At 61.1% G+C, this 23,800-nt stretch carries 17 protein-coding genes; 15 read left to right on the forward strand and 2 right to left on the reverse strand.

Annotated elements, in window-relative coordinates:
* Window positions 1–256: 256 nt before the first annotated feature.
* From CFE42_RS12535 to CFE42_RS12605, 15 genes are all read left to right on the forward strand, one after another.
* A complete protein-coding gene (locus CFE42_RS12535) occupies window positions 257–2,713 on the forward strand; it encodes an ExeM/NucH family extracellular endonuclease (protein ID WP_004629365.1) in 2,457 nt (818 codons plus the stop codon).
* Window positions 2,714–2,921: 208 nt separating this feature from the next.
* The gene (locus CFE42_RS12540; protein ID WP_037043903.1) at window positions 2,922–5,360 is read left to right on the forward strand and encodes an ATP-binding protein; all 2,439 of its coding nucleotides are present in this window, start codon (window positions 2,922–2,924) and stop codon (window positions 5,358–5,360) included.
* A gap of 338 nt (window positions 5,361–5,698) precedes the next feature.
* Complete coding sequence (locus CFE42_RS12545) at window positions 5,699–6,283, forward strand: fimbrial protein (protein ID WP_004629361.1); 585 nt, start codon at window positions 5,699–5,701, stop codon at window positions 6,281–6,283.
* A gap of 45 nt (window positions 6,284–6,328) precedes the next feature.
* Window positions 6,329–7,114 carry a fimbria/pilus periplasmic chaperone gene (locus tag CFE42_RS12550; protein WP_238563735.1) on the forward strand — a complete coding sequence of 262 codons (786 nt, stop codon included), beginning with the start codon at window positions 6,329–6,331 and terminating at the stop codon, window positions 7,112–7,114.
* Between the two features lie 117 nt (window positions 7,115–7,231).
* Complete coding sequence (locus CFE42_RS12555) at window positions 7,232–9,790, forward strand: fimbria/pilus outer membrane usher protein (protein ID WP_004629357.1); 2,559 nt, start codon at window positions 7,232–7,234, stop codon at window positions 9,788–9,790.
* A gap of 131 nt (window positions 9,791–9,921) precedes the next feature.
* Window positions 9,922–10,884 (forward strand): fimbrial protein, encoded by a 963-nt coding sequence (locus CFE42_RS12560; RefSeq protein ID WP_238563734.1) that lies wholly within the window; start codon window positions 9,922–9,924, stop codon window positions 10,882–10,884.
* A gap of 441 nt (window positions 10,885–11,325) precedes the next feature.
* On the forward strand, window positions 11,326–11,610 hold the full coding sequence (locus tag CFE42_RS12565; protein WP_004629355.1) for a type II toxin-antitoxin system HigB family toxin: 285 nt from the start codon (window positions 11,326–11,328) through the stop codon (window positions 11,608–11,610).
* Window positions 11,611–11,652: 42 nt separating this feature from the next.
* The gene (locus CFE42_RS12570) at window positions 11,653–12,867 is read left to right on the forward strand and encodes an ImmA/IrrE family metallo-endopeptidase (RefSeq protein WP_004629352.1); all 1,215 of its coding nucleotides are present in this window, start codon (window positions 11,653–11,655) and stop codon (window positions 12,865–12,867) included.
* A 528-nt stretch (window positions 12,868–13,395) separates the two neighbouring features.
* Complete coding sequence (locus tag CFE42_RS12575) at window positions 13,396–13,554, forward strand: hypothetical protein (protein WP_004629348.1); 159 nt, start codon at window positions 13,396–13,398, stop codon at window positions 13,552–13,554.
* Window positions 13,555–13,637: 83 nt separating this feature from the next.
* On the forward strand, window positions 13,638–14,006 hold the full coding sequence (locus CFE42_RS12580; protein ID WP_004629345.1) for a hypothetical protein: 369 nt from the start codon (window positions 13,638–13,640) through the stop codon (window positions 14,004–14,006).
* Between the two features lie 161 nt (window positions 14,007–14,167).
* Window positions 14,168–14,641 carry a hypothetical protein gene (locus tag CFE42_RS12585; RefSeq protein WP_004629343.1) on the forward strand — a complete coding sequence of 158 codons (474 nt, stop codon included), beginning with the start codon at window positions 14,168–14,170 and terminating at the stop codon, window positions 14,639–14,641.
* A gap of 136 nt (window positions 14,642–14,777) precedes the next feature.
* Window positions 14,778–16,343, forward strand: a complete 1,566-nt coding sequence (locus tag CFE42_RS12590) for a recombinase family protein (protein ID WP_004629342.1) — start codon at window positions 14,778–14,780, stop codon at window positions 16,341–16,343.
* Entirely contained in the window at window positions 16,340–17,251 is a 912-nt protein-coding gene (locus tag CFE42_RS12595; RefSeq protein WP_004629340.1) for a ParB/RepB/Spo0J family partition protein, read from the forward strand. Before CFE42_RS12590 ends, CFE42_RS12595 begins: the two co-directional genes overlap by 4 nt.
* Complete coding sequence (locus CFE42_RS12600; RefSeq protein WP_004629337.1) at window positions 17,248–18,126, forward strand: plasmid partitioning protein RepB C-terminal domain-containing protein; 879 nt, start codon at window positions 17,248–17,250, stop codon at window positions 18,124–18,126. Before CFE42_RS12595 ends, CFE42_RS12600 begins: the two co-directional genes overlap by 4 nt.
* A gap of 146 nt (window positions 18,127–18,272) precedes the next feature.
* Complete coding sequence (locus tag CFE42_RS12605; RefSeq protein WP_285843965.1) at window positions 18,273–19,511, forward strand: hypothetical protein; 1,239 nt, start codon at window positions 18,273–18,275, stop codon at window positions 19,509–19,511.
* A gap of 143 nt (window positions 19,512–19,654) precedes the next feature.
* Here CFE42_RS12605 and CFE42_RS12610 read toward each other — a convergent pair whose 3' ends face one another.
* Together CFE42_RS12610 and CFE42_RS12615 are read right to left on the reverse strand one after the other, a co-directional pair.
* A complete protein-coding gene (locus CFE42_RS12610; RefSeq protein ID WP_004629333.1) occupies window positions 19,655–20,344 on the reverse strand; it encodes a HEPN domain-containing protein in 690 nt (229 codons plus the stop codon).
* 3 nt (window positions 20,345–20,347) lie between these two features.
* The gene (locus CFE42_RS12615) at window positions 20,348–23,683 is read right to left on the reverse strand and encodes a DUF3883 domain-containing protein (protein ID WP_202959019.1); all 3,336 of its coding nucleotides are present in this window, start codon (window positions 23,681–23,683) and stop codon (window positions 20,348–20,350) included.
* Window positions 23,684–23,800: the final 117 nt, after the last annotated feature.

The raw sequence follows: 23,800 nt of genomic DNA on the forward strand, positions 1-23,800 counted from the left end.
GCTTGCAGGCTAGCACTGGCCGCGATTCGGCCAACAGGTACAGAAATCCATAAATTTTCGCGATTCTGTATCGGTCCCACGTAGACAACACGCCGACTGCAGCGTCGACGCTTGTTTCATTTTTTGGTGAGCGCGGGCTGCGAGGAAGGAACGGCTTACAGAATGCTGAACGATCGGTGACGGCACGCCATGCGTGCGTCATCGGCGTTGCTGAGGGTATGCCGAAATCCTTTTATTCCCCAACCCCCCCGTCCCCATGCGCCTGCATTTCCTCCTTGCCGCCGTGCTGTCCGTGGCGTTGCCTGCTCAAGCCGAGCTTCTCATCAGCGAGTACGTAGAAGGCAGCTCGAACAACAAGGCCATCGAAATCTACAACCCGGACGGCGCCGAAGCCGATCTGTCGGTCTACAAGATCGAGCAGTACAACAATGGCGCCAGCACGCCCACCGCGTCGTTTGCGCTCTCGGGCAAGCTGGCGCCAGGCGCCGTCCATGTGATGGCCCACAGCACACTGGCCAGCGTGCTCGGCAGCCGCGTCAACCAGACTGCGGCGTTCTCCTTCAATGGCGACGATGCGCTGACGCTCACGCGTTCCGGCGTGGTTGTCGACCGCATCGGCCAGGTTGGCTATCAACCGCCGTCCGGCTTCTGGGGTACGGCCAGCGCTGGCACCAAGGACCACACGCTGCGCCGCCAAGGCACGGTGAAGGCGGGCGACACGGACAGCACAGCTGCCTTCAATCCATCCCTTCAGTGGGATGCCTTCAATATCGACGACTTCTCCGACCTTGGCCTGTACAACGGGCAGGGCACCGTCACGCCACCACCCGCCGTTGCGATGTGCGGCGCGCCGGCAACGCACCTTGCGGATGTGCAGGGCGCCGGGGCCACTTCGCCGCTGGTCGGCCTGAACGTCGAGATCGAAGCCGTCGTGACCGCCGACTATAGTGGCGCCACCGGCTTTAACGGCTTCTTCGTGCAACAACCCGACGCGCAGCGCCGCCGGTTGTCTGGCGTGTCGGAAGGCCTGTTCGTCTATGCACCCGGCGTCAGCGCCCGCGCTGGTGACCTCGTCCACCTGGTCGGCAAGGTCGAGGAGAAGTACGGCCAGACGCAACTGACGCTGGCCACCGGCGGCATCGCAAGCTGTGCCAGCGGCAACCGCGTGACGCCGGTCGACGTGACATTGCCCGTGGCCGATGCCAAGGCGTTGTCGGCGTATGAAGGGATGCTCGTGCGCCTGCCGCAGACGCTGACGGTGAGCGAAACGTACGAGCTTGGGCGCTACGGCAGCGTCCTGCTCAGCAACGGACGCCTGCCACTGCCGACAAACGTGGCTCCGCCCGCGCATGGCGCAGCCGCGCAGGCCGCGGCCAATGCGCTGAACCGCATCGTGCTCGACGATGGCTCCAATCAGCAGAATCCCGCCAGCGTGCGTTACCCGGCACCGGGCCTGTCGGCGGCAAATCCGGTGCGCGCCGGCTATACCGTGAGCGGTGTACAGGGCGTGCTTGAATTGCGCTACAACGCCTGGCGCCTGCAGCCCGTGCCGGGTGCGGCCGCGCCGGCTTTCAATGCTGCTGCGAACCCGCGTGCGGGTGCCCCTGCGCGCCACGCCCAGGCCGATGTGCGCGTCGCCTCGTTCAACGTACTGAACTACTTCAACGGAGACGGCAAAGGCGCCGGCTTTGACGATCCGGCCAATCGAGGTGCCAAGACACAGGCCGAGTTCGAACGCCAGGAAGCCAAGATCGTCGCCTCCATCCGCGCCCTCAATGCCGACGTGGTCGGCCTGATGGAAATCGAGAACGACGGCTACGGCGAGCTTAGCGCCATCCGCCGCCTGACGACCCAGCTTGGCGCCGACTGGCGCTACGTCGACCCGGGCATGCCGAAGCTCGGCGGCGATGCGATTACGGTGGCGATCGTCTACAACAGCCGCACAGTGGAGCCCGTCGGCACGCCGGCCACGCTTGCCATTGACGACAAGAACCGCCAGCCGCTCGCGCGCAGCTTCCGACGCATCGGCGGCACACAGAACTTCACCGTGGTCGTCAATCACCTGAAGTCCAAGGGCTGTTCTGGTGCGACCGGCAAGGACGCCGACCAGGGCGACGGCCAGAGCTGCTGGAACCCAACCCGCGTGCGTGCTGCCGGCCTGATCGCCGACTGGCTGGCGACCTCACCGACCGGCGTGGCCGATGTGGGCCAGCTCCTCATTGGTGATCTCAACAGCTATGCCAAGGAAGACCCCGTCGTGCTGTTCGCCCAGAAGGGGTATGCCGACATGGTGGCGAAGTTCGTCGGCAGGGATGCGTACAGCTATGTCTACGGCGGCGAATCCGGCTACATCGATCACGCGCTCGCCACCCCTGGCTTGGCAGAGCGGGTGCGTGCCGTACATGAGTGGCATATCAATGCCGACGAGCCGATCGCGCTCGAATACGCGTTCGGCCACAAGAGCGCAGAGCAACAACAAACGTTCTACGCACCGGACGCGTACCGCTCGTCGGATCATGACCCGGTGCTGGTCGACCTCGCCCTCAATACGCAGACCGCAGGTGGCGGCACGAGTCCGGAAGGCGATGCGGCGGCGGGTGCGGCCACGGGCAGCACAGGGGTGGGGGGTGCCGGTGCGGTGGACCCGATTCTCGGGCTCGCACTGGCCGCCGCTGCGGTAGCCTTGGCGCGGCGTCGTGCGTGTCGGTCTTGAGCGTCTGCGCTCTTCCTGGGGCGACGCGCGGCAGCTCCATCACCAGTCGAATCGCATCCGTGCGTTCGCTGACCGTTCGACACAGCCTTAAGGTCGTTTCCGGCCATCCGGCTCGGGACTGAATTAAGCTTCTGAACTGGCGCGATCAGCAACATCGCGAACTCGACGCGCCGAGGCAATCGATTCCGATATGGGGACGGGGGGAGATGTGAGCAATGTAGCCGCGGCGGTCCGCGCGCTGATCTTAGGCTTCTGGCTCGGCTTGATGTCCGGCGGCAGCAATGCGGCCCCAACTTCGCTGTTCACCCCCGAAGAGGATGCCTGGATCGCCGCGCATCCGATCGTGCGCACCTGTGTGGATGCGCATTGGCGTCCGTTCGAGTTTGTCAAAGCCGGCAAGGTGGCCGGCATGGTTCCATCGTTCCTCGACGCGGTTGCCTATGTGAGTGGGCTGCGTTTCGAATATGTGGACGGTGCGTGCTGGAACGGCTCGCTGGCTGCACTGAAGCTGGGGCAGGTGGACATGCTCCCCGACTGGAGCAAGGACGAAGCCGTGGCACCCTACCGGGACGGTTACATCGCGAGCACGCCGTACTATGTCGGGACAATCGCAATCGTTACGGCGGAACAGGAAAACCTGTTCGCCAGTTTCTCGCAATTGTCCGGCAAGCGGCTTGCGATCAAGGGCGGCGGTGGTCTTGAACTGGCCATCCGCCGCAGCTCCGTCCCCGTGAAGTTGGTAACGTTTCAAAACGAGTCCGACGCGTTGCAGGCGGTTGTGGACGGCGATGCCGACGCCGCACTCGGAACAGACGCTTCGATCGTTCCGCAACTGCACCGGCAGTTCAAGGGCCAACTTTTCCTTTCGGGCAGCCTCTGGGACCGGCCCTATGCGTTGACGATGGTCACGCGCGGTGACAACCCCGTGCTCGCGTCGATTCTCGATAAATCGCTGACCGCCATTTCGGCGTCGGAGGCCGACGCTATCCGGCAGCGGTGGCAGGAAACGACCGACTACGGCGCGCCGTCGCTGGCGTCGATCCTGCATTACCGCTGGCGCCAGGTCGCTCTCGTTGCGATCATTGTTCTGGCGTTTGCGGTGTTGGCCTATGTGCTATGGCGTGCGCGTGTGGCCGCCGTTCGCAGTGAGCGTGAAAAGGCGATGTTCCTCGCATTCATCAGCCACGAAATCCGGACGCCGATGCACACGATTCTTGCGTCGCTGGAACTGTTGCAGCGCTCGCAATTGACCGGCCAGCAAGCCAGTCGTGCGGATGCCGCTGTCTCGGCGTCGGAAACGCTCTTGGCCCTGCTTGACGATGTCCTGGAATACTCCCGTCTCGAATCTCGCAGCGTGACACTCGTGCTTCAGCCTACGGCGATCAGGCCGTGGGCCGAGCAGGCTCTGGACATGGTCCGTTGGCGCTCCGATGAGAAAAAGCTGGCGTTGTCGCTCGATCTTGCCTGCGCGCCGGATTTCAGCGTGGACATCGATGCCATGCGCGTGCGGCAGATCGTTTTGAACCTGTTGGTGAACGCGATCAAATTCACGACGGTCGGCAAGGTTGTCCTCCGCGTCGACTATCTGTCCGGAAAGCGGCGTGGCACCGGAACGCTCGTACTCGAGGTCAGAGACACGGGCATGGGCATTCCTCCGGAGCGCCAGCGGAACATTTTCGAACCGTATGCACGCGTGGAAAGTCCAGGCAATCGCGGTGCCAGCGGAACAGGGCTGGGCTTGTCGATCTGCCACGAACTCGTGGAGTTGATGGGAGGCGTGATCACCGTCAGCAGCAGCCCCGAGGTCGGCACAGTGTTCACTGCCATGTTGCCGGCACGGGAGGCGCGCGCAGCGATGGCGTTGCCAAAGGCTGCGGAAGCAGCGGGGGCGTCTGCGCCTCACGCAATATCGCCTCCTCGGGCGGCAAAGGCGCCGTCGCCGGAATCGAAGGAGGGGCCGCTGGTCCTGGTGGTCGATGACCACGAGGCGGTGCAACACGCGATCCAGCATCAACTGGACGCACTGGCCTGTCGGTCTGCCATTGCCGGCACCGGCGAGGCCGCGCTCGAACAGTTTGCGTCAGCAGCGTTGGACATGGTGCTGCTCGACTGCAATCTGCCCGGGATTGACGGATATACCGTCGCGCAGCGCATGCGAGACATCGAACATCAGCGCGGAGGCGAGCGTACGCCGATTGTCGCCATCTCCGCCGCGACAGACGACGCGCACCGTATTCGGTGCTTCGACAGCGGCATGGACGGTGTGCTCGGCAAACCGCTGCGCCTTGCCGCATTGCGGGAGCTGATCGAACTGTGGTGCGCCCATGGCGATTCCGCCCACAACGCGGAGCCTATGGAGCACGACGTGACGCCGTCGGCGGACGTGCTTGCGATTTATCGACAGACCATGAAAACCGATCTTGAAATGCTTAGCCAGGGCATCGCGCATCGGGATATCAAGCAGGCACGTCGAGCTGCTCATCGAATTTCTGGCGCTGCGGCCGTTGTGGAAGATCTGCAGACGCGCCACTTGGCCAGAGATCTGGAAAGACGTCTTTCGCCCCCGTCCAGCCACATCAATGCGGAGATTCAGGCGCTCCTCGTTGCACTCCAATCCTTGCACGGAGCAGAGACCCCCGACGCCTGATTCTTTCGCTCAGGGCCCCGTGTCGACCTGATCGCGCTCCCCCGGCATACGCGCTGTCGACCCCACCTGCGGCGGCCTGCGCCTCGTGTTGTCCCAATCCTCCATCTCGGCAGCCTCATCGACGTAACCCTGCATTTACAACGAGAAAGCCTCTTCACGTAGCGGGCGCCGATCTGAATCGCGCAGACCAAATGCGTCAATTCAGGGTGCTTTTCAGAGCAGTCTGATATGGCGCGGGCGCCTCGCTTGGAATACTTGCGCCTGCCTCATTCGATAGGCATTTCTTCTCGACCAAGTCCCGGCACCTTTCTGCTGCGGTCTCATTTAAGGGTAAGTCAATGAAAGCAAAACTGTTCCTGGCGGGCTTCGCCATGTCTGCTCTGTCCTCCGTCGCGATGGCCCAGACCGTCAACAAGGTAGATGGCGTTATCAACTTCCAGGGCGCGATTCTGAACGACACGTGCAAGGTGTCCTCGGCCACGGGTGACGCAGGCACCATCAACGTGAGCATGGGCAACATCGCCGCCGACGATATCGGCACGGTTGCTGCACCCAAGCGTCTGACGAACGGCGCCGGCTCGGCCAACTTTGACGTGGTGTGCAAGAAGGGCGCCAAGGTCAGCATGAAGTTCGCAGGCAAGGTTGCTGAACTGAGCGCCGACAAGAAGACGCTGCGCGTGAACAACGGCAACACCGCCGACGGCTTCGCGCAAGGTGTCGGCATTGCTGTGTACGAAGGCACGGGCGCGAGCGCAAACGCATTCGACCTGAGCAACGGCGATCTGCTGGCACAGACGGAGGTGCCGGCAGCAGGCGGTTCCCTGAACGTGCGCTTTGCCGCTGCTTACGTGGCTGCCGACCCGGCCAAGGTCAAGCCTGGTATCGCGAACGCAAGTCTGCCGTTCACGCTGAGCTACGAGTAAGCCAAGCGCCAGCCACCCAGGGCTGGCTTCAATCGGCAGCGGCGCTTGTCCGCTGCCACCTCTTTCTTCAAGGCAATTCCGGATATGAAAGCAAAACGATTCGCCGTTGGCGCGGCGTTGGCGTGCGCGTTGGCTGCGTCCGCGAGTCACGCCAGTATTTCCTTAGGTACTACGCGGGTGATCTTTGATGGCAAGAACAAGGAAAGCTCCGTGGTCGTCATCAACGATGGCGCCGATGCACTGATCCAGTCGTGGCTGGATCCGCTCGATGACGTTGCCCATACGCAACTGCCATTTGCTATTACACCGCCGTTGGCCAAGGTCGGGGCCAAGCAGCAGCAACTGTTGCGCGTACTGTATGAAGGCGTGGGCATGCCCGCCGACCGAGAGTCCGCCTTCTGGCTGAACGTGCAGGAAATCCCACAAGCAGCGAGCAAAGACAACGTGCTGCAACTCGCTGTGCGCCAGCGCATCAAGGTGTTCTATCGGCCCGTTGGTTTGGGCGGTGATCCTCTCAAAGCGGCCACCAGTCTGCAATGGCAACTGAATCAAGACGCCGGTAAGGCAATGCTGCGGCTGACCAACCCGAGCCTCTATCACGTGACCGTAGTGGACGCCAAGCTCCACACCGGAAACAAGGATGAACCGGTCGTTGACGCCAAGATGATCGCGCCAGGTTCCACGGTGGTCTTGCCCGTCAATGTGCCGGCCGGGCACACCGGCGCACCGGAGCTGCGCTACGAAGTCATCAATGACTTCGGCGGACGCGAAAGCTACCGCGTCACCCTGCAAGGCAATCAGCCGAGCGCGCCGGTATCCGCCGGTAACTGATCGACCTAGTCGAGTTCTTCTATCCAGCCTGCAGTGGTTGGATTAGCCCGCGCCCCTTCGAAGCGGAGCTTGCCCATGTGACACCCCTGATTCTCAAGGCCCAAAGCGAGCATTGCGATGTCTAAACGCCCGACCACCAAACCGGTCCCCAGAAAGATTGATGGAAAAGCCTTCGCTGCTCGTCCCCGAGCAAACCCGCTTTACTTGGCTTTGTGTCTGGCGGTTTTCAATAGTGCGCGCGCGGCGGAGGGGGAAACCCTTGTCGCACAGGCTGCCCCGACGCTGCTTGCTTTCAATACGAACTTTTTGCATGGCCAGGGCCGTCCGGCAGATCTGAGCGCCGTACTTTCTTCCGGAAACAGCGTGCCGCCCGGCACGTACCGTGTCGAGGTGCAGGTCAATGGAAACTTGGTGGGGCGGCGCGACGTCGACTTCCATCAAGAGGGTGGCAAGGGCAAGGTGCGTCCATGCCTCACCGCGCACATGCTCCAGGACTTTGGCGTCGACCTGACTGCCATTACTCCGGCCCTTGATCTCAACAGCCAAGCGTGTCTCGATTTGCCGCAGCTAATGGACCAAGCGGTCGTCGACTTCGACGCTGGCCGGCTGCAACTGAACCTGAGCATTCCCCAGGCGTTTCTGTCGCGCGCTGCACGTGGCTATGTGGATCCGGCCTTGTGGGACGAGGGCGTCACCGCTGGCTACGTCAACTACCAGTTCAGCGGAAACTACGGCCACGGCCGCGTTGGCAATGACAGCAGCAGCTATTATCTTGGCCTGCAGAATGGCGTGAATATTGGCCGTTGGCGTCTGCGCAACGAATCTGCGTTGAGCGGAAGCAATGATGGCCAGACCCGCTTCAAAAGCAATCGCACGTTGTTGCAACGCGACGTCGACGCCATCAAGGGGCAACTGACGCTGGGCGAGCAATACTCCGACGCGACGCTATTCGACAGCGTACGCTTTCGCGGTGTGCAGGTCAGTTCGGACGACGCGATGCTGCCGGATAGCGAGCGCGGCTATGCACCGGTGGTGCGTGGGCAGGCTGCGACGAATGCTGTCGTGGAGGTTCGCCAGAGCGGCTACGTGCTATATCGCGCCAACGTGCCGCCGGGGCCATTCCAGCTGACCGATATTTTCCCGACCGGCTCAAACGGCGACCTTGAAATCACCGTCATCGAAGCCGATGGCACCAAGCGCGTTACTCACCAAGCCTTTTCCAGCTTGCCCCTGATGCTCCGCAAGGGGCGATTGAAGTATGCATTTGCGGCCGGGAAGTACGATGGGGACCAAACGGCCTCACCTAAGCTCGTGAGCGGATCGCTTGTTTATGGCGTCACGGACAACAGCACCGTGGCGGGCGGCTTCCAAGCGTCGCGGGATTTCCAGGCCCTTAACATGGGCGTTGGTACCAACACACCGATCGGTGCGCTGTCGGTAGACATCACGCAATCGAGCAGCCGTGTGCAGGGCAAGCGCGATACCGGTCAAAGTGTGCGTGTTTTGTATGCCAAGACTTTCACGCGGACGAACACCAACTTCACGCTGGCGGCATATCGGTATTCCACGTCGGGCTATCGCACGTTTAGCGATCACGTCAACGATCTCGGCAACGCGGGCGTGCAAGCTGGCCGTAGCCGCTCGCGCATCGACTTGACGACCAGTCAGGACTTGGGTGGGCCGCAACGTGAATATGGCAGCGTCTATCTGAACATCAGCCAGCAGACGTATTGGAATCAGCCGGGCTCCAGCCGCAGCATCAGCGTCGGCTACGGCAACACCTGGAAGCGGCTCAGCTACAACTTGAGCCTGAGTCAGACCAAAGACAGCCGATTTGGCAACAACGGCAGCAATACGCAGGTCATGCTGACGATGTCGATCCCGCTTGGAGGCAAGCTGCACTCCCAGCGCGCGTACACCAACGTCAGCAACGACAGCAACGGCGGCACGAATATTCAGAGCGGCCTGAGCGGTTTCGCCAGCGAAAAAACGTCTTACGCCATGCAAGCCGGTTATACCAACGGCGGGCGAGGTGCAACGGGCGGTGCCAGCATTACGCACGAGGCCGATGCAGGCCAGCTCTCGGCCAACGTCAACGTCGCCAATGACTACCAATCGGCCAGCATCGGGGCCATGGGCGCGGTCGTGGTCCATGGCGGCGGTGTCAACCTGAGCCGCACGGTTGGCGACACCTTCGCTTTGATGAAGATGGAGGGCCTTCGGGGTGTGGATGTTCGCACCGAGGCAGGTACCTCAGTCGGTCGTAACGGATATGCCGTCGTGTCCTATGCGCAGCCGTACCGCCTGAATGCACTGCGCCCCGACACGCATAACCTCGGCGCCGACATTGAACTGACAGACACCGTTAAACAGGTGGTGCCGCGTCGTGGCGCCATTGTGCAGGCGACCTTCAAGGGTTACAGCGGCCAGCGTGCGCAGTTCACCTTCCAGCAGGCAGACGGCAAGCCCGTACCGTTTGGCGCCAGCGTGGAAGACGCCCAAACCGGCAGGCAGTTGGGCATTGCAGACCCGAACGGCAGTGCCTTTGTGCTGCTTGGCCAGGAACAAGGCACCTTGTCGGTGAAATGGAAGGAAGGCCAATGCCAGGCACCCTATGCGTTGCCGAAAGCAGAAGCTGGCCGGAACTACCAGCGGCAGACGCTGCGTTGTAGATAGCCACCGGGCCCTCGAATGCGCAACTGCCATGGATGCATGGTCCATCGCATATAAGCAAAACTTGGAAAGAATCGTCGATGCAAAAAACTCTATATCGCCTCGAGTCGGATCATCTTCTCCGCGGTTTCTGTATGACCGCGTTTTTCTTGGCGGCTCTGCTCTCCTCGCCAGCTGACGCCGCAAACTGCACAATTCGGCAAGGCGCCGTCGTCAAGCAACTCGCGTTTCAAATACCTTCAAGCTTTACCGTACCGCGCGATGCACCCATCGGTACCGTGATCTATGAAAGCGCACCTATAACGAACAGTGCACAAGACACACTGTCCTTCACCTGTACTGCCGCCTTCCGCTGGGGTTTGGTGAATTCGGTCGGAGGGATTCCGCCTGCTGCTACCAAAGTCGATATGCCGATCGGAAATACCGGACTGGCGTGGGGCCTGGTCTACAAGCGCGAGGAGCCTGGAATGACTGCAGAACAGCTAGCTGCAATTTCACTGGCATCCTCAAAGGCAGCGGGCCCCTACACATTCTTGGGCACGTCCTTCTCGTTAAGGATCAAAAAGATTGGCCCAGTTGCGCCGGGCGCTGCCGTTGAGGCGGGGCTCCTGGGGTATGCCAACATAAATAACGAGTTCAACGCCTTTATCGTTCGAACGTCCACAAAGGCAAGCGTTACAGCCCAGAGTTGCAAGACGCCAGATGTCATCGTGCAGATGGGAGATCGGAATCGTGTCGGACAATTCAAAGGTGTTGGCACTTCGTTGGCGCCTGTCAATTTTTCGATCAATCTGAACGGGTGCCCCTCGGGCATCAGCAAGGTTTCTTATCTACTGAAGCCCAACACCCAAATCTTGGATGCCGCGCAGTCGGTCGTCGCGCTCGACGCTGAATCGGTAGCCAAGGGCGTCGGCCTGCAGGTTCTTAACCAGAACGGAGAGCCGGCGGTGTTGAACGAGAAGGTCGCCTTCAGCGAGTACGACAAGGCTGGTGGAAATTTCAGTATCCCGCTAAAAGCAGCCTATCGGCAAACCGCTCCAGTCGTTGGAGCAGGCACAGCGAATAGCTCGCTGACTTTTGTGATGAGCTACGAGTAGCTTGGTGTGCAGGCGGCTTCATCAAGCATGGCAGCCGGTGCGAGTTCAGTGATCGGCGTACTTGGTGTACCAGCAAAAAACCCCGCAGAGCCAAGCCCAGCGGGGTTTTTTGCCAAACGTTGAAGCCGTTTGAAAGATGTTTGGTGGTGGAACACGGAACCGAACCCGCGTCCGCTTTCAGAACCAGATAGTACTGCATGGGTCTTGAGGGCGTGGATTCGACGATTTGGCCCAATTACCCCGCCATCCAGCAACTACGTGATGTCGAGCAGCGCCGTGTCGGGCTCACGAGCTTCCTGCCAGCCTCTCGAACATGCCCCTGGTGACTGTCCGCCGGTCGATGGTTTGCACCGACTTCCCTCGCTTCATCGAGGTCCCTCATTGACATTTCCCTTTTTGGGAAATACAATGCAAGCCTGACCATGAACACATCGTCCCTACATGCGAATTCTGGGTTTGCCCATCCTCGAGGCGTTCAAAAAAGATCATGCAGCCTCGCGTGGGCCACTGGACGCGTGGCAGACGGATGTCGAGCGTGAGAACTGGAAAACGTCGCATGACATCAAGCGCAGATACAGAAGCGCGGATTTCTTGGCCGACAACAGAGTCATCTTTGACATCAAGGGCAACTCATATCGGCTTGTGGTCAAGGTCCGATATCAGAACGGACTGGTGGTGGTGGAGTGGGTCGGGACACATGCCGAGTACGACAAGAAAAAGTTCTAGGCAGACGTGTGTAAGGCAAGCAAACGACAGGTGGAGATGGCGATGAATGTGAAGATCATCAAGAGTGCGGAAGACTACGAAGCAGCGATGGCGCGCTTGTCTGCGCTCATGTCGCTCGACCCCAAGGCCAACTCTAAAGAAGAAAACGAGCTCGAGCTGCTGGCCTTGGTCATCCAGGACTTCGAACGCCAAACCGTTCCCCCGGTCAAGGCCGACCCGATCGAGTCGATTCTTTTCCGCATGGATCAGATGCAGCTCTCCCGCAAGGATCTGATCCCTTACATCGGCTCGATCTCCAAGGTCTCGGAGGTGCTGTCGCGCAAGCGACCACTGTCCCTGCCCATGATCCGCCGACTCAACCAGGGCTTGGGCATCCCCGCAGACATCCTGATCGAAGACGTCGAAACGGACAGTTCGGTCGTCGATCAGGAGCCGGAGATGGACTTCACACGGTTCCCACTCAAGGAAATGCTGGAGCGAGGCTGCTTCGGGGATTTCGAAGGGAATGCACAGCGTCTCAAAGAATACGCCGAAGATCTGGTCAGAAAATTCATGCAAGACCTGCTGCCCAAGCAAGTCAGTCCGGCTTTTCTGCGCGCTCCGATGCATCAGCGCGGGGATCGCCAAGCCGATGAGATGGCCCTCTTGGCTTGGCGTATGTGCGTCTTGCGACAAGCGCGAGCCGTCAACGCCGTCAGAGAGTACAAGCACGGAACCATCACACCGGCCTGGATGCGTGAGCTGGCCAAGCTGTCCACATTCGATGAGGGGCCAAAACTTGCGCGCGAGTACCTTGCGCGCCACGGCATCACGCTCGTCATCGAAAAGCACTTCAAACGCACGTTCCTCGATGGCGCAGCAATGCTCGATAACGATCGACCGATCGTCGCCCTGACGTTGCGACATGACCGATTCGACAACTTCTGGTTTGCCTTGCTCCACGAGTTGGCGCACGTTGCCAAGCATCTGACAGCCGAGGCACCGGTGTTCATCGACGACTTGGATCGCAGCAATCCCCAAAAGGTCGAAGCGGAAGCCGATGCCATGGCCGGGGAAGCATTGATCCCTGAAAAGAGCTGGCGTACGGCCAAAGTGCGGACAACGCTTCTGTCCGAAGACGCCATTGCTTTCGCCGATGAGATCGGCGTGCATCCGGCCATCGTGGCAGGACGTCTGCGCCACGAAGAGAAGAACTTTCGCCTGCTCTCGCACCTCATCGGCAAGACGGGACAGGTCAGTCAGCTACTGGATCAATGAACAAAAGTCCCAAAAAGGGAATCGACCATTTGCATTGATCCTTTTTCGGGATTATCATAGAATCCACTTGCCAGTACGGAATCGAACTCGCTATCGAGTCAGTGCCCGTGCCGGCAGACATCACGGTGTTGCCGCAGTTGGGCCAGTGCCCAGCCGCCAACACCAAAGAAAAAGGCCCTGAAGTGCTACCAACACTCCAGAGCCTTTGGTGAGGTGAATAGGGGGCTACCAAACCACCCATGCACATCATGTCTTGAACGGACAGCGGATTTTACCAGTTCGCGGTGTGCTGGCAAGCCCAAACCCCCTCAACTTTCATGAGGAGTTGGCCATGGCCTACCACCGATGGAAGAGCGTCTTCGTGCGCGCATACACCCGGTTCCGGTTCGGACGCCGGGAGGCTGTGTGCCAGCACTGGCGCTCGCATCCGGGTCAGATGCAATTGTTTGCCTGATCCATCCCGGGCGGGAGTCAGCAGGACCTGACTCCCGTCTTTCCCTCTTTCCGCGAACTGATAAGGAAAATCCCATGTCCTCCAAGAAACCTACGAACGAACAGACCTCCGCCCGCGTGGCATCGACAGCCGCCAAGTTGTTGAGCAATCCACGTACACCTGCATCCGTCAAATCCGTGGCGGCATCGGCACTGACCCAAAAGGCCAGTCCCAGCAAGTCAAAAGGCAAGTAATCGTTGTTGCCCCCGATGCCCGCCCTGCGCGGGCGTCGGCCGGGGCGCTGCGTCAATGCAGACGACGACATCAGGAGGCTCTCTTGTTCTTCAACATCCATCCGATCAGAATCGTTTCTCGACCCAAGCTGACTGGCCTGGGGGAACACTGGGGCGTTCAACTGCCCGACGGTAACGTCGCGCACCTGACCCCGGACGGCGAACACGTCGTGACCTTCGCGGAGTTCGCACAAGGTCGGCCCATCAAAGAAATCCGACGCGCCGCACCCGAGCAGCGGGCGCAAATCATGCAGCGGCTCACCCTATCGCTGCAGCACCGGGGCCCCTACCGACTGCTGGACCGCAATTGCGAAACCTACGCTACATGGCTGTTGGGTGAAACGCCCCAGAGTCCCCAAGTGCAAGGCGTCATTTTCCTGGGCCTGATCGCGGCATTCCTGCGTTTCGCGTGATCGCGTCCACGCACATGTCCAGGACTCCCCTGCAGCGTGCGCTGAAACTGGCCACCTTCGTGGCCTGGCTGGCTGACAGGAGATTTGCCGGATAAGGTGGGCGATCAGAAATAGCCAATCTGCTCGCGGGTTTCCATACGAATTTTGTATGGAGCCCGCCAATGACGACCAAGCACTGCGCTTGCTGCGGCTTGCACTTCGTGCCCCGCCCTCAAGTTCCCGACCAAGCCTACTGCTCTGCACCTGACTGCCAGCGCGCCCGTAAGCGCCAGTGGCAACGGTCCAAGCTCCAGTCCGATCCAGACTACCGGATCAACCAGCGCGCCGCCCAGCAGGCGTGGTCGCAGCGCCATCAGGACTATTGGCGCAACTACCGTGATGATCGGCCCGAGTATGAGCAGCGCAACCGCGAGCAGCAGCGACTGCGTGATGCCAACGGGGCAGATGTCGATCTTGCAAAGATGGACGTGTGCGACCTGCCGACCGGCCTGTACCGCATCACGCGACACCCAGCGTTTCCGAGGGGAAACGGCGACTCCTGGATCGTCGAGATCACACCGGTCTGCATGACGTGTCCGTGCAAGATGGACGTGTCAAGAGAGGACTTGATCGACATACTGGCCACACGCCCGTAACTTCGACCCCAAACAGGCTCTCGAATGTTCTGCATGGCAACGATTCCGACCGTGTGCGCTGCCGCCTTGGTGCGGCATCGCGTCCATTGAAAGGAGTGGCGGACCCGAGAGCACCAATCACAGAGTGACCGGGCCTATGCAAGAGATCGAACCTCCTCAACACCCACCGGGGTCGGGCCCGGTGCTTCGAGCCGCGCAATACGTGCGGATGTCGACCGAGCACCAGCAGTATTCGACGGAGAACCAGGGCGACAAAATCCGCGAGTACGCCGACCGGCGCAACATCGAGATCGTCCGCACCTACGCCGACGAGGGCAAAAGCGGTCTGAACATCGGCGGGCGGCTGGCACTCCAGCAATTGATCAAGGACGTGGAGTCCGGTGCCGTCGATTTCAAGCTGGTGCTGGTGTACGACGTCAGTCGCTGGGGCAGGTTCCAGGATGCCGACGAAAGCGCCTATTACGAGTACATCTGCCGCCGCGCTGGCATCCACGTCACCTACGTGGCCGAGCAGTTCGAGAACGACGGTTCGCCCGTGTCCACCATCGTCAAGGGCGTCAAACGCGCGATGGCCGGTGAATACAGTCGGGAATTGTCGGCCAAGGTGTTCGCCGGACAATGCCGACTGATCGAGCTGGGATTTCGGCAAGGCGGGCCCGCAGGCTATGGCCTTCGTCGCGTGCTGATCGACCAGTCCGGATCGGTCAAGAGTGAACTCTCGCGCGGCGAGCACAAGAGCTTGCAAACCGACCGCGTCATCCTGCAGCCTGGACCGGATGCGGAGGTCGCCGTCGTCAACCGGATCTATCGTTGGTTCGTCGATGACAACCTGACCGAATCGGAGATCGCCGAACGGCTCAACACCCAGGGCATTCGCACCGACCTCGGTCGTGACTGGACGCGCGCCACCGTGCGAGAGGTGTTGTCCAACGAAAAGTACATCGGCAACAACGTCTACAACCGCCGATCCTTCAAGCTCAAGAAGCACCGGGTGGTCAACGGCCCCGACATGTGGATCAAGAAGGAAGGCGCATTCGAGGGCATCGTCCCACCTGAACTGTTCTACACCGCACAAGGCATCCTGCGCGCACGGGCACACCGGTACACCGACGACGAACTGATCGAGAAGCTGCGCAGCCTGTACCAGCGGCACGGCTACCTCTCCGGCCTGATCATCGACGAAACCGAAGGGATGCCCTCGGCAGCGGCCTACGCGCACCGTTTCGGCAGCCTGATCCGCGCGTACCAGACAGTCGGCTTCACCCCGGATCGGGACTACCAGTATCTGGAGGTGAACCAGTTCCTGCGCAGATTGCACCCGGAAATCGTCGGCCAGACCGAAAGAATGATCGCCGAGGTCGGCGGTGTGGTCGAGCGCGATCCGGCGACCGATCTGCTCACCGTCAACCGTGAGTTCACCGTCTCGCTGGTGCTGGCCCGCTGCCAGCAGCTCGACAACGGGCGACGGCGCTGGAAAGTACGCTTCGACACCAGCCTGGCCCCGGACATCACCGTGGCCGTGCGTCTGGACGATGGCAACCAAGCCGCACTGGACTACTACCTCCTGCCTCGGCTGGATTTCGGTCAGCCGCGCATCCATCTGGCCGATCACAACGGCATCGAGTTCGAGTGCTACCACTTCGACAGCCTGGACTACTTGTACGGCATGGCCCGGCGCATCCGCATCAGGAGGGCCGCATGAGCAACGAAAAAGAGCATCGCCCTTCGGAATTGCGGATGATCCCGCTCGACCGCATCGAAGTGCTCAACCCGCGCGAACGCAACAGCCGTGTGTTCGAGCAGATCGTCGGCAACATCCAGAGCATCGGCCTGAAAAAGCCCATCATCGTGACCCCGCGCCCCGGCAGCGATGGCGAGCACTACTTGCTCATTTGTGGCGAGGGGCGGTTCAAGGCCTTCAAGACCATCGGCCAGCAGGAAATTCCGGCGATGGTGATGAACGTCGATGACGAGTCAGCCTTCATCATGAGCCTGACGGAGAACATCGCACGGCGCAAGTTCAGCCCGCTGGAACTGCTGGCCGGGATCGAGCAACTGCGGGATCAGGGCTACGACAAGAAGGCCATCGCGCAGAAGACCGGCCTGAGCCCCGAGTATGTCCAAGGCATTCTGTACCTGCTGAAGAACGGGGAGGAACGGCTCCTGATGGCCGTCGGCAGCGGACGCATCCCACTCAACGCGGCGATCACCATTGCGGGCGCTGGTACCGATGACAAATCGGTCCAGGCCGCCCTGCAGGAAGCCTATGAATCCGGTAAGTTGCGCGGCAGCCAACTGATCCAGGCCCGTCGCGTGATCGAACGCCGTCGGACCCAAGGCCGGTCAGTCGGCGGCAGGATGCCGTCCCGCAAGCCGAACGAGGATGTCACCACGTCCAGCCTGGTTCGCAACTACCAGCGTGAGGTCGAGCGCCAGAAGCTGCTGGTCAGAAAGGCCGAAACCGCCCAGCGCAATCTGCTGTTCATCGTCGGCGCGCTGCGGCAACTGCTGGCCGATGAGAATTTCACCAATCTGCTGCGTGCCGAAGGCCTGGACACCCTGCCACAGTACCTGGCGGATCGGGTCTGGGCACGCGGGAGCGGAGCGTGACCAAGCCACCACTGGGCTTCGTCCCAGAGCCACTGCTCCTGCCACTGTCGGCCGTCCTGCCGTCGCGCAAGACGCCCGAAGGGCTGGCAACCTCCCGCAAGTTCAAGCAGATCATCGCGTCCATCGAGGCTGTCGGCTTGATCGAACCCCTGTCGGTGGGCAAACCCGACCGAACTGGCCAGTACATCCTGCTCGATGGCCACACACGTTTGGTCGCTCTGAAGCAACTGGGCTTCGAACAGGTTCCATGCCTCGTTGCCACGGATGACGAGAGCTACACCTACAACAACCGGGTCAATCGACTTTCCAGCATCCAAGAACACTTGATGATCCGGCGCGCCGTCGAGCGTGGAGTCACTCCAGAACGGCTCGCCAAGGCCCTGGACGTGGACATCAGCCACATCATCAAAAAACTGAACCTGCTCGACGGGATCTGTCCGGAAGCCGCCGAGCTTCTGCGCGACCAGACCTTTTCGGCGAACCTCGGTGCGGTTCTGCGCAAGATGAAACCGACTCGACAGGTCGAATGCGTGGAACTGATGGTCAGCGCCAACAACATCACGGTCGCCTACGCCCAGGCTCTGGTGGCCGCCACGCCCAGCAACATGCTCGTCGGCGAGGTGAAGCCCAAGAAGATGACTGGTGTCAGCGCGGATCAGATGGCCAAGATGGAGCGAGAAATGGGAAATCTCCAGGAACAGTTCAAGCTGGCCGAACAGTCCTACGGCCAGGACATCCTCAATCTGGTGCTGGCCAAGGGCTACCTGGCCAAACTCATGGCCAACGAAGCCATCCTGCGCCACCTGACGAAGAAGCATCCCGATGTGCTGAACGAGTTCGACAGCATCGTCCGCATGGTGACGCTGGACAAGTGAATGGACAACCCACATCCACCGACGGCGGTCATGCGGCACGTCCAGTGGCCGACGCGGCGACCGGCCTCGATGGAGATAACCACCAAGATGACGTAGCAACTCCCCACCGCAACGCGCCACAACCTGACGCCGTCTGCCTCTATGGCTTGATCGGCGACGTCGCCCGCGCAGGCAGCGATGGCACGGAGACCAACGCCCATGCCATAGCGGCGAATTTCATGGCGTATTTGTCCTGCGCGGTCGGGCGTGGGGTGTACCTGCCCATTGGTAACACGCGGCACCACGCGCGGTTGTTCTGCCTGCACATCGGGCGTTCGGGTCGTGGCCGCAAGGGCGACGCGGTGTCACTGGTGCTGCGCATCGACGCGGCTTTGCGGACAATCGATGATGCCGTCGCACCTCAGGTTCACCGAGGCGGGCTGTCCACGCGCGAAGGTCTGGCGGCGCTGATCCACGACGGCTATCGGCAAGGCCGACAGGACGTGCCCGCCATCGAGGACAAGCGGCTGTGGGTGGTCGAATCCGAGTTCGCCAATGTGCTGCATCAGGGGCGACGCGACGGCAACACGCTGTCGGCGGCACTGCGTGACTGTTGGGATGGCGTCGATCTCAAGCCCGCCACCAAGTCGAACCGGCTCTACGCCAGTGATCCGCACGTCTGCCTGAGCGGCGCGATCTCACCCGGTGAGCTGACCGGCCTGATGAGCACGCGCGAACTCACCAACGGCTTCGCCAACCGTTTCCTGATGATCTGGGCCGAGCGGTCCCGGATGCTGCCGTTTCCGAAGGAAACGCCGCAGGCGGTGATCGAGCATCTGGCGCGCCGAACGCTGGAGGTTCTGACCTTCGTCCACGCCGACCAGCACGACGGGCGCGAACACCTGCGAATGGAACTATCACCGCAGGCACAGTGGCGCTACGCCCAGCTCTACCGGGGTGAACTGCATGATGGCATCGACGATGGTGCGATTGGGTCGTTGCTGGAGCGTCGTGCGCCGATGCTGCTCCGGCTGGCCATGCTGATGGCACTGACCGATCTGCAAACCCGCATTGATGTCCCACATATCGACGCCGCGATGGCGTGGATTCGACACGCCACAGCATCCGTGCGATTCGTGTTTGTCAGTTCCGCCGAGGAGGCAAAGCTGGTACAGGTGCAGGAACTCTCAAACCGCGTGTTGGCCTTCCTGCACGAACGCGGTCAGGCCACACGCAGCCAGATCAGCGCCGAATGCTTTCGGGGCAAGGTGCCGAAGGCGCGGCTCGACGCAAGCCTGGAACACCTGTTGGCCAGCACGCCGCCCAAGATCACGGTGCAGTGGGGCGAACGCGCCGACGGCGCTCCGGGCGCGCCGGTGCGGGTGTACCGACTGGCAGTGGCGTAACGCGGGGATTTTTTCGCTGATTTCGCCGCGACGGATCAGCCGCAAGTGCTTGCCACAGCACTAATTTCGCTGATTTCGCTAATTTCGCCAGAACCCTATGCACAGACTCATGCGTGGCATCGACGGTTTTCCTGGCAACCGGGTCAGGCGTTCTGATCGACGACGGGATAGACGGCGTCGCCCCACAGCGCGTTCGGGTTGTCCATCATCAGCGCGATGATCACGGGAACGAGTTTTCCCAGCAGACGAGTGCAATCACGCAACTGGTCGCGGTTGACCTTGCCACCCCACGTCGCACCACCGTGGATCAGTTGATTGCGCAACGTGTAGAGGCGATTGAACATGACCGAGAGCAGCGCAGGCGTATTGCCGCTGGCGAGTGCGGACTGCGCCGACTTTTTCGCGCTGGAGAACCGATCCCTCCATTCGTCCTCACCGATCCGGCCACGCTGGAACTCCCAAAACAGGTGGAAAACGTAGGGGTTGTCGAGCAGCGTGCGGATGCTGCCGGAGAACTCCTTCCAGATCAGGTCGTCGATGCGTTTGCTGGCGTCGAGGTCGCAGAGTTTTTGGAGAAAAGCTGTGAACGTGACCTTGTCGGACGTGCGGTCACTGTCGTCAAGTTCCTGCGCGTAAGCAGCATTGAAGGCGATCCACAGAAAGATGAATTTGCCGTCCATGTCCTCCGACTGCTCGGAGCGATGCAGCCAGCTCAAGGCCCTGTGGATGCGCAGCGTCAGGTTGGTCGGATGGCCGTCGCGCACCAGCCGGTGACGCTGCTTGAGTGCAGAGTGCTCCAGCGAACTTCCGGTCATGGGTTTGAGCGTGGACATGGATCAGGCTTTCGGTTGAGACGATTTCGGTGGTTCCGTGCGCGCGACCTGGCTCCAGCCTTTATCGAACGTGAACGTCCGCGCGTGGCCAACAGGGTTCTGAATCCTGAGAACCCGTGCCTTCTCTGCGTCGGTCGCATGCTCGACCACGTACAGCCAGTACGCATCGCCCTTCGCGTGGGCATGGTCGAACTGCGTGCGGGAAAGACCCACGGGTCGGTTTTCCAGACTGCCCGTCATCGACTTGACCTCGACCCAGCGAACTGGCTGGCCACCACCGTTGGCTTCGAATAGATCGAAACCAGGATTGCCCTCCGGTGTGCGCTGCAACCCGGGTTCGAGCGAAATGATCAGCGTGATGGCGTGATCCTCGATCTTCATCCGTGTTGCCTGATCGAGGCCGTCTGGATCGGCCTCCTCGTCGTCAGGGTGGGTGCCGAGGTAGGAAATGAACGGCCTTCCGCCAGCCGAACCAGGGGCCCGTTTTCCCGGTCCACCGCTGCTGGCTCCACCCGTCTTTCCGCCGCCACCGGTGTGGCCACCGGAGCCACCGTGTGGCCCGCTGTTGCCTTGACCGCCGCCACGTGGCGTCCCAGTGCCAGTTCCTCCGTGACCGCCGCGCCCTGTGCCACTCGTTGCGCCGTCGCCGCCGTCCGGATCGGGCGTTCCTGGTGGAATGTCCGGCATCCCGTCGCCATACAGGTCTTTCGCGTCGTCGTAAACATCGTCGCCAGATGGCTTGGTGTCGTCCGCCCCTTCTTCGGCCGGAACCTCGTCAGACGGCGCATCCTCGGCTGGAGCCCCGCCCTCTGGAGGGGTGCCAGTGATCCCAAGCCGGGAAGTTAGATCTGCCACGCTGGTAATGCCGAGCTTTCGCAGCAAGTCGAGGGCAGCAGGATCGATACCAGCTTCTTTGGCCAGTTGGTCGATGATCGGCGGCTTGAAGGCGATCTTGGTCAGCAAAAAGGGGTTGGTCTTCCAGCCGAGCGGATCGAACAACACAAGGTTTGGCGGCAAAAGGTCGCCGTTGCCGTCAGGCACCCACGCTACCGTGTTGAGGCGGCGAACGAAGGCAGCCGGGAATGGCGGCGTCCTGCGCTCCCCGTAGTGCGACCAACTGTAAGAACCATCGAAGATGCCACGCCCACGACGTTCTTCAAGGTCGCCCAAGCTCTCCCAGATCAGGCGGGCGCGCTCAATGCGTTGTTCGGGTGTGAGCTTGGGCAGCAAGTCAATCAAGGCGTCGAGGCCATTCAGCACCCAGTCAACGACTCGTTCTTTTGCCCCCAACTCGACGTAGCCGGTCTTTCGACGGAGCTCCTTCTTCTCTTCGAAAGACAGCGCAGTCGGCGCTTCTAGGGGACGCGGATACCTCAATGCACCGCACGCCTCCAGCAATTCGCGCATCTCCTCGCCGCGCAGGCAGTCGTACCCGTCGTCAACGATGAAGACGCCCGAAACACCGGCGAAGAGCTGCTTCAGACGGTCAGTGGCGATGTAGATGCTGACCGGCTTGGCGACGTAGCCTTTGGCGTCACCGGTGTCGACAACCATCACGAAGGACGTATCGCGTAGCGCCGTGAGGAGCTTTTCCCGTTGGGTTTTCGAGTCGGTGTTGAACGCTTTGCGGATGCGCTCAATGTCAGCGGCGTAGCCCTCTTCGTCAACATCGACCGCCTCCCGCTGGTACTTCGGCAGCAGGTTCAACACCACATCATCGACTTGATCGGGTTCGGTGATGCCGAGTGCGATGAGAAAACTGCGCGCATCGACCGACGCGCACACTGCGGGGCGTATCGTCGGGAAGCCGGTTTTGATAGCACTCGGCAGGAAGGCCTTCGCCGCCCCGTTCTCGCGTCCAACGACGTGGGTGCCATCTTCGAGGCGGATCAAGGGAATCTTGTCGAGGCTGCGGCGCAAGGCGGCTTCTTGGCCGTTCAGGAACTCGTAGAGTCGCCTCACCCAATCGTCGGATTGGGCTTCGAGGAAAGACTTTGTCAGACGCGGAACCAGCGTGGCTGGCGTCACCTCGGCGACGTTCAGCTCCTGCATCAGGTAAGAGCGAATCTCTGGCTGCCTGTCCGGGGTGATAACGCCCGTCAGCCACGCGGAGGCCTTGGAGCCAAACACTGCTTCGATCTGCTCCGGGTTGAGCAGATCTCGCAACTCCTGCGTGCGCGCCAGCTTTGCTTGAGAGGCAGGGACAAAACCACCGTCGAAGCGAGGCAGCAGCGGTTCACTCCACAGCGCCTGCCGAACGCTCTCGAAGATGGGTGCGAACATCGCACCAGAGGGAAACTTCTCGCGGTCGAGCGGCAAGCAACGCAAGGCTGACGTGTCCAGCATCGCATTGTCCCGCATCCAGCGCATCGCTTCCACCAGCAGGCTGGCCGTCTCCTTGACCAGATGCTGATTCCACGGCTCTCCGCGCGGAATGTTGTCGCGGCTGGGTGTCGTGCGATACGGCCCCTGCACCAGAAAGCCGAGATTGGTCTGCACCACCGTCGGGAAAAACACCACCAGCGGCGATGAGGCCACGGGCTGAACCGACCAGCGGCCCGGCGCGTCCTTAACCGCGACCAGCGAGAACGCGATCTCCACGCGACCGACAGCATCCTGCGTGTCCGAGAACATTTCACGGTGGAACACCAGCCAGTTCTGATCGACTTCCGCCTTTCCGCTCTCTTGACCGATCACCGTGATGCGATGGACATTGCTCCCGAAGGCTTCAGGGCTGTTGCGCAAGTAGAACCCGGACGCGCCACCCTCGACGCTCCAGTTGATCTCTTCAATGTGCCTCAAAAACAGCAGTGCGCCGGGGCCCAGATGCCGGAACCCCGCGGTGATCTCCTTCTGCGCGGTGTCGTCGCCGTCCTTTAGCGGGAGGACGATCTGCGTTTCACCCGCCTCGCGTTCCGTGCGCCCCGCCCGTTGTGGCTGCACGTAGTCCTTGATGGCGAAATCCTCGTCGCCGGAATGAATCTCAGGGCGGTCGGTAAAGGTGTAGACCGACTTGAAGCCAATACCGAACCGGCCAATCGAGAACTTGTCCTTGGTGCTTTCGGCGATGCCGCACACGCCCCGGACATCTGCCTCGTCGAACGGCCTGCCGAAGTGTGAGAGTGACAGCCGGGACGGGGCCAGTTCGAACGTGACCTTGCGCGGCCCGGACGAGTCGCCGCGTCGACCGAGTGCGTCCTCCGCGTTCTGAAGCAACTCAAAGATGAAATGCGTCCGGTCGTCGTACCTGTCAGCAAGCAACATTGGACCGATCCGGCCGATGTCGGTGCCATAGCGCCGCTGGTTTTCTTCGCAGATCGCTTCGTAGTTCGATGCCACCACCGCTCCCCTCTCGGTCAGGCATCTGTCTGATGCCAAGTTTGCCCAAGTTTGCCCAAGTTTGCCCAATTACGAAATATTATGACAAGATATGGCACTAAACCAAGCTCGGTGCAA

It is taken from the genome of Ralstonia sp. PBBBR1 (genome assembly GCF_002256165.1).
Classification (GTDB): Bacteria; Pseudomonadota; Gammaproteobacteria; order Burkholderiales; family Burkholderiaceae; genus Ralstonia; species Ralstonia thomasii.

Bases quoted from the DNA above. Each gene is read 5' to 3' on its own strand.
- CFE42_RS12565 (WP_004629355.1), top strand. From the start codon at position 11,326: ATGCGAATTCTGGGTTTGCCCATCCTCGAGGCGTTCAAAAAAGATCAT.
- CFE42_RS12610 (WP_004629333.1), bottom strand. From the start codon at position 20,344: ATGTCCACGCTCAAACCCATGACCGGAAGTTCGCTGGAGCACTCTGCA.
- CFE42_RS12585 (WP_004629343.1), top strand. From the start codon at position 14,168: ATGACGACCAAGCACTGCGCTTGCTGCGGCTTGCACTTCGTGCCCCGC.
- CFE42_RS12545 (WP_004629361.1), top strand. From the start codon at position 5,699: ATGAAAGCAAAACTGTTCCTGGCGGGCTTCGCCATGTCTGCTCTGTCC.
- CFE42_RS12555 (WP_004629357.1), top strand. From the start codon at position 7,232: ATGTCTAAACGCCCGACCACCAAACCGGTCCCCAGAAAGATTGATGGA.
- CFE42_RS12570 (WP_004629352.1), top strand. From the start codon at position 11,653: ATGAATGTGAAGATCATCAAGAGTGCGGAAGACTACGAAGCAGCGATG.
- CFE42_RS12560 (WP_238563734.1), top strand. From the start codon at position 9,922: ATGACCGCGTTTTTCTTGGCGGCTCTGCTCTCCTCGCCAGCTGACGCC.
- CFE42_RS12575 (WP_004629348.1), top strand. From the start codon at position 13,396: ATGTCCTCCAAGAAACCTACGAACGAACAGACCTCCGCCCGCGTGGCA.
- CFE42_RS12535 (WP_004629365.1), top strand. From the start codon at position 257: ATGCGCCTGCATTTCCTCCTTGCCGCCGTGCTGTCCGTGGCGTTGCCT.
- CFE42_RS12595 (WP_004629340.1), top strand. From the start codon at position 16,340: ATGAGCAACGAAAAAGAGCATCGCCCTTCGGAATTGCGGATGATCCCG.
- CFE42_RS12590 (WP_004629342.1), top strand. From the start codon at position 14,778: ATGCAAGAGATCGAACCTCCTCAACACCCACCGGGGTCGGGCCCGGTG.